Source organism: Pseudoalteromonas sp. SR45-5 (assembly GCF_014163565.1).
Taxonomy (GTDB): Bacteria; Pseudomonadota; Gammaproteobacteria; order Enterobacterales; family Alteromonadaceae; genus Pseudoalteromonas; species Pseudoalteromonas distincta.
The window spans coordinates 1-5236 of record NZ_JACJDN010000270.1 but is presented as its reverse complement, the minus strand read 5'-3'; the positions used below and the strand labels follow the sequence as shown (position 1 = coordinate 5236).

Genomic DNA, 5236 nt, shown 5'->3' with positions numbered 1-5236 from the left:
TACTAGGATTAATAATAAAGCGAATTCCATACGGTAACTCCATAACAACAAATTGACACTGCTCAAACAAAGCAATTTACGTGCCTAAAAAGTATGGGTTATAAAATAATTACCGACTGGTTTACAAGCAATAGCTACACAGCGATTAAGCTTTGTAGCCTCCTTTAATACCTTTTACTGCAATAGCTACAGCATCGTGTGCATGCAGTGACTCATAGTGGTTTATTTGCAGCCAATAATCACTGTAATTGTTTGCCTCTAGCAATGCTTTAATTTTACGCGCTGCATCTTCACAAAACATAAGGTTTTGACCATTCAAACGGGCAAATTCTTGCTCATCTTCACGTTTTACTGCCGCTTGTACTGGTGTCTTAAGCTCAGCTTCAAGAGTGTTAATTAGCGTAACTACGTCAAATTCTTGAATGTTGCTATCAAGCTTTACTTTTACGTTGGCAATAGAGCGCTGCGAGTGGGGAGTAGCTACAATGCCTTGTGTAGTGCCTAGCCATTCGTGCACATCTTTTTGGCTTAACGTTTCTTGGTTAAACTTTTCGTTAAACGCGTTTTGTATAAGCTGGCGCGCAAGTGCAGCAGAGCATGGGCACGTTGAAGAATAAGTAACATCTACGGTTAGCTCGTAGCTAATAACGTTATTTTCAATTGTACTGGTAAGTACAACTGGGTAGCTTTTCCAGCCCGCTTTACCACTTAATAGTGACTTACGGCGTAGCGGTAATTCAAATTTGAATTCAATTTGTGCTTTATCGCTCAGCCCTTCGTGGCTAGTTATAAAGGTATCGAGTGCTTGCGCTATCGTTTGCGGATTGACTTGCTGCTCGGTTGAAAGCAGATCAAGTGCCAAAAATAGACGTGACATATGAATGCCTTTGGCATCTTCTTTATGTAAATTTACAAATGCACGCGCTTTGGCGTTTACTGTAACTGGAGATAAGTCTCGGGATTCAAAAATAAATGGCAGTTCTATTTCGCCCATGCCAACCCAGTCTAATTTACCTGTTTGTAAAGCGGGTGCAGTGTCTGCTATATCTGGCATATTGGTTTGCATGTGCGCTACTCGTATTTTGGGGATAATAAAGCGGGGCATTTTACACTAAATAATTTATTGCTGAAATGATGAGTTTAATAGATGAGCTAAATCAAACATGAAAAATTCTGTTTTTATCGCACAACGTGAGTAGTGGTAGGAGAAAAATGCTAAAATCTGGGAAAATGGTATGTTTATACATACGCATTGCCTTCTTTATATTAAGTACACAGCTAAGAGATAAAATTACGTATGACCGATTATTCTTTGAGCCCTTGGGCTCGGGTACTTTCCAGCTCAATAACGCGATTTGGTGAATTTAAAACCGCTGCTATTTGTTACACTTTATTTTTAACTGTATCTCTTATTTTATCGAGCATGTTTTATTATGTGGCGATAGGCGAATTACACCTGGTTGATATTTTAGCCGTGGTATTTTTTACGGCTGTGGTTTCTCCTTTAATTATAAGTGTGTTGCTTAATTCAATTCGACAACTAGATGCCTCATATGCTTATTTAGACAGCGCCACCAAGCAAGAAAAGCTTTTAAATCAAACCCTAAAAGATAACATTAACCGTCTAAACATCGAAATTGATGAGCGTAAAATGGCATTTCATGCCAAGCACCGCGCTATCGAAGAACTACGACGAGAAATTGCTGAGCGTAAAAAAACACAACAAGAACTTGCTCAACAAAGCATGCTGCAGCGCTCAATAGTTGATTCATCTCCTGATTTATTTTATTACCGCGATAACAATGGCGTGTTTGCCGGTTGTAATAAAATGTTTGAAGAAGTAATGGGTAAATCAAGTAGCGAACTAATTGGCAAAACGGTGGAGCAGATATTCCCGAGTCACTTTTTATCTGAAGTTTTGAAAACCGATAAAGAAGTAGAGCAAAGCCATAAAGCACTAACCATTGATGTGGGTTATGAGGTAAATGGCGAAACGCGTTGGTTTGAGCTGCGTAAATTACCTTTTATAAATGATGAAGGTGATTACATTGGTCTACTGGGCTTTGGTCGTGATATCACAAGTCGTAAGGAGGCCGCTCAAGCGCTCGAAACGGCCTATAAAGACAAAGGTAAGTTTATTGCCACATTAAGCCATGAACTACGTACACCGCTCAATGGTATTGTTGGTTTAACACGAATGCTGCTTGATACTGACTTAAACAAACAGCAGCGTAGTTGGGGTAATACTATATTTTCGAGTGCTGAAACGCTCGGCAATATTTTTAACGATATTATTGATTTAGACAAAATAGATAGAGATCAGCTCGATATAGTGACCAACTCTATTAACGTATCAGACTTTATAAATGACGTTGTTAACTTTGCGGGCTTAATCGCGGAGCAAAAAGAGCTAGAGTTTGATATTAAGCGCAATGGGGTGCTGGATATTTACGCACAGCTCGACCCAACTCGCTTACGCCAAGTTGTTTGGAACTTAATTAATAATGCCGTTAAGTTTACACAGCAAGGAAAGGTAACACTTGAATGTAGCCGAGAAAACAGAGTTGAAGGCCCATGGTTAGTTATGAAAGTATCGGATACCGGCCAAGGTATTCCGCCAGAGCAGCTTGCTCATATATTTGATATGTATTACAAAGCGCCAGATTTAAAAGGGACTAACGCAATAGGTTCCGGTATTGGTTTGGCTGTAACTAAGGCACTTGTAAGTGCGATGAAAGGGATAATTACAGTAAATAGTACTGAGGGCGAAGGAAGTTGCTTTACAGTTCAAATACCGCTTAGTCTATGTGTAGCACCAACAGAGCAAAGTTATGTTGGTCGTGGTTTGTATATTTTACTAGTAGAAGATGTACCTCTTAACGCCGAAATTGCTACAAACTTATTAGAGCAACGCGGGCATGAAGTGTTGTGGGCTGAAACCGGTGAAGATGCACTCTCGTTTGTCGAAACCGAAGATGACTTAGATTTAGTATTACTTGATATGCAATTGCCTGATATAAATGGTGACGTAGTTGCCAAGCAAATACGCTCAGATAGTCATTTTGATAAACTACCTATTGTGGCACTTACGGCCAATGTTCGTAGTGCTGAAGAAGAGCTTGAAGGTATATCAATACAAGGGGCGCTTGCTAAACCAATTAACACAGTGAAGCTTGATAAAATGCTGGCTGATTTATTTGGAATTAAGCAAAGTGAATGCACAGAGCCACTGTTAAAAGTAAGTGAAGAAGCCCTTAAAGGCATTGATGCACACTTATTAGATATAGAAACAATAGAAGACTTTGTCAATTCAATGGGCTTAGTTGTGTTTAGACGCAGTAGTCAGCTATTCGAAAAGCTAAGTCCACAATATCAGCAAGAGTTACTTACTTCATTAAATACTAGTGATAGAGAAGAGTATGAATCAGTAGCGCATAAACTCAAAGGGGCGGCTGGCTCAGTAGGTCTTAATGATGTGCAGCTTCATGCCAAAATAATGGAACATGGTGCGATTGATGAATCTGATGAGGTGTTAAAGCAGTGGTTAGATATTTTGGCAGATAAAATAAATGAAGGACAAAAAGCCCTTCATTTATTTTTACAGCAATTAGAGTGAAACTAATTAGCTCTAATTAAGCGTCAATTTTACCAATGAAACGGTAACCTTCACCATGGATGGTGCTGATTAACTCAGACGTTGAGTTATCACTTTCAAAATGCTTACGAATGCGACGAATAGTAACGTCAACAGTACGGTCATTTGCGCGAAGCTCACGGCCTGTCATATGCTTAATTAATTGCTCACGGCTGAAAATGCGACCTGGAGAATCAAGCATTAAACGAAGTGCTCTGTACTCACCTTTAGGTAAACGTTTAGCGTCGCCATTTGGAGAAGTAAGGCAACGGCTGTTTTCATCAAGTTCCCAACCATTAAACGTAATAACACCATTTGTTTCTAGTGCTGACTCTTCGCCACCTAAGGCAGTACGAGTAATAAGGTTGCGAGCTCTGATAGTTAATTCACGCGGGTTGAACGGTTTAGTGACGTAGTCATCTGCGCCAATTTCAAGACCTAAAATACGGTCAACATCGTTGTCACGACCAGTTAGGAATATAAGACCTACTTTACGCTTTTGGCGTAATTCACGGGCTAAAATAAGACCGTTTTTACCAGGAAGGTTGATATCCATAACTACAAGATTAACGTCATCGTTATTTGTAAGCTTGTCATGCATATCATCGCCATCAATGGCTTCAATAACTTTGTACCCTTCAGCTTCAAATAAACTAACTAGGTTCAGTCGAGTTACGTCTTCATCTTCTACGATTAGAATGACTGGCGTTTGCATTATTAATTAACCTTTTGGAATATATTATTTATAAAAAATCGGTGACTAATTTATAACCGATTACTAGAGATTATAGGATTATACCCATTTGTTAACAAGGAAAAAACAAATTGGATAAAAATAAAACAGTAGGGTGTCCAAAGTCTACTAAAAAAGGGCAGTGCAAAAACTACTGTTTAATTGATATATACATGGATGTAGCTATTTGAATCATAAAGTCGAAGCCATTTTCCTTTGATAATTGACATATCATTCAATTAAACAAGGTACTTAAAATAATCAGACTAATTCAAAGCAAAACTATATCACTTTTTAACCTTTTAACCTTTCATCAATGTATGTGATACAGCAAAGATAAAAAAGTTCATAAATCGCTTGGTAATATTTATTTAAAGCAATTAAATAATGTTACGCACTTATCACATGCCTCATTAATGAGGTCATTAAATGCTAATTCAAGGATAAATTTTAAATATATGCACTTTTTAATGATCTTTATTTAAGGAATAGTAATTATAAAGCGAGCACCGCGTTTTTCTTCAAGATCAAACATCACTCTTCCGCCAAGTGCTTGTGTTACTAGGTTATAAACTAAGTGCATGCCTAAGCCACTTGCGCCTTGCCCGCGCTTTGAAGTTACGAATGGGTCAAAAATTCTATTTTTAATGTTTTTGTCAACGCCCTGACCATTGTCAGAATAAATGATTGTTAATTTTTTCCCGACGAGTTCTACGTCAAAGCGAATTTCATTGTTTTCTTTACCTATAAATCCATGAATTACAGAGTTCATAAGTAACTGCTGAAAAACTTGTTGTAGAGGTTCAGACTTACTATGAATAGCCAAGTCGGTCGGACAGTTGATAGTTACAACAGGCTTTTTGGGCAAT

Annotated in this window: 4 protein-coding genes; 1 reads left to right on the top strand and 3 read right to left on the bottom strand. The window is 38.2% G+C overall.

Annotated elements, in window-relative coordinates:
* Positions 1-145 precede the first annotated feature (145 nt).
* On the bottom strand, positions 146-1066 hold the full coding sequence (gene folE2 / locus H5072_RS11220) for a GTP cyclohydrolase FolE2 (RefSeq protein ID WP_002962551.1): 921 nt from the start codon (positions 1064-1066) through the stop codon (positions 146-148).
* A gap of 231 nt (positions 1067-1297) precedes the next feature.
* Here folE2 and arcB point away from each other — a divergent pair, with 231 nt between their 5' ends.
* Positions 1298-3616 (top strand): aerobic respiration two-component sensor histidine kinase ArcB, encoded by a 2319-nt coding sequence (gene arcB / locus H5072_RS11215; RefSeq protein ID WP_182693561.1) that lies wholly within the window; start codon positions 1298-1300, stop codon positions 3614-3616.
* Between the two features lie 16 nt (positions 3617-3632).
* On the opposite strand, the gene arcA is transcribed toward arcB, so the two are convergent.
* Positions 3633-4349 carry a two-component system response regulator ArcA gene (arcA, locus tag H5072_RS11210; protein WP_002962549.1) on the bottom strand — a complete coding sequence of 239 codons (717 nt, stop codon included), beginning with the start codon at positions 4347-4349 and terminating at the stop codon, positions 3633-3635.
* A gap of 499 nt (positions 4350-4848) precedes the next feature.
* The coding region (locus H5072_RS11205) for a sensor histidine kinase (RefSeq protein WP_182693560.1) at positions 4849-5236 on the bottom strand (388 nt) is incomplete at its 5' end.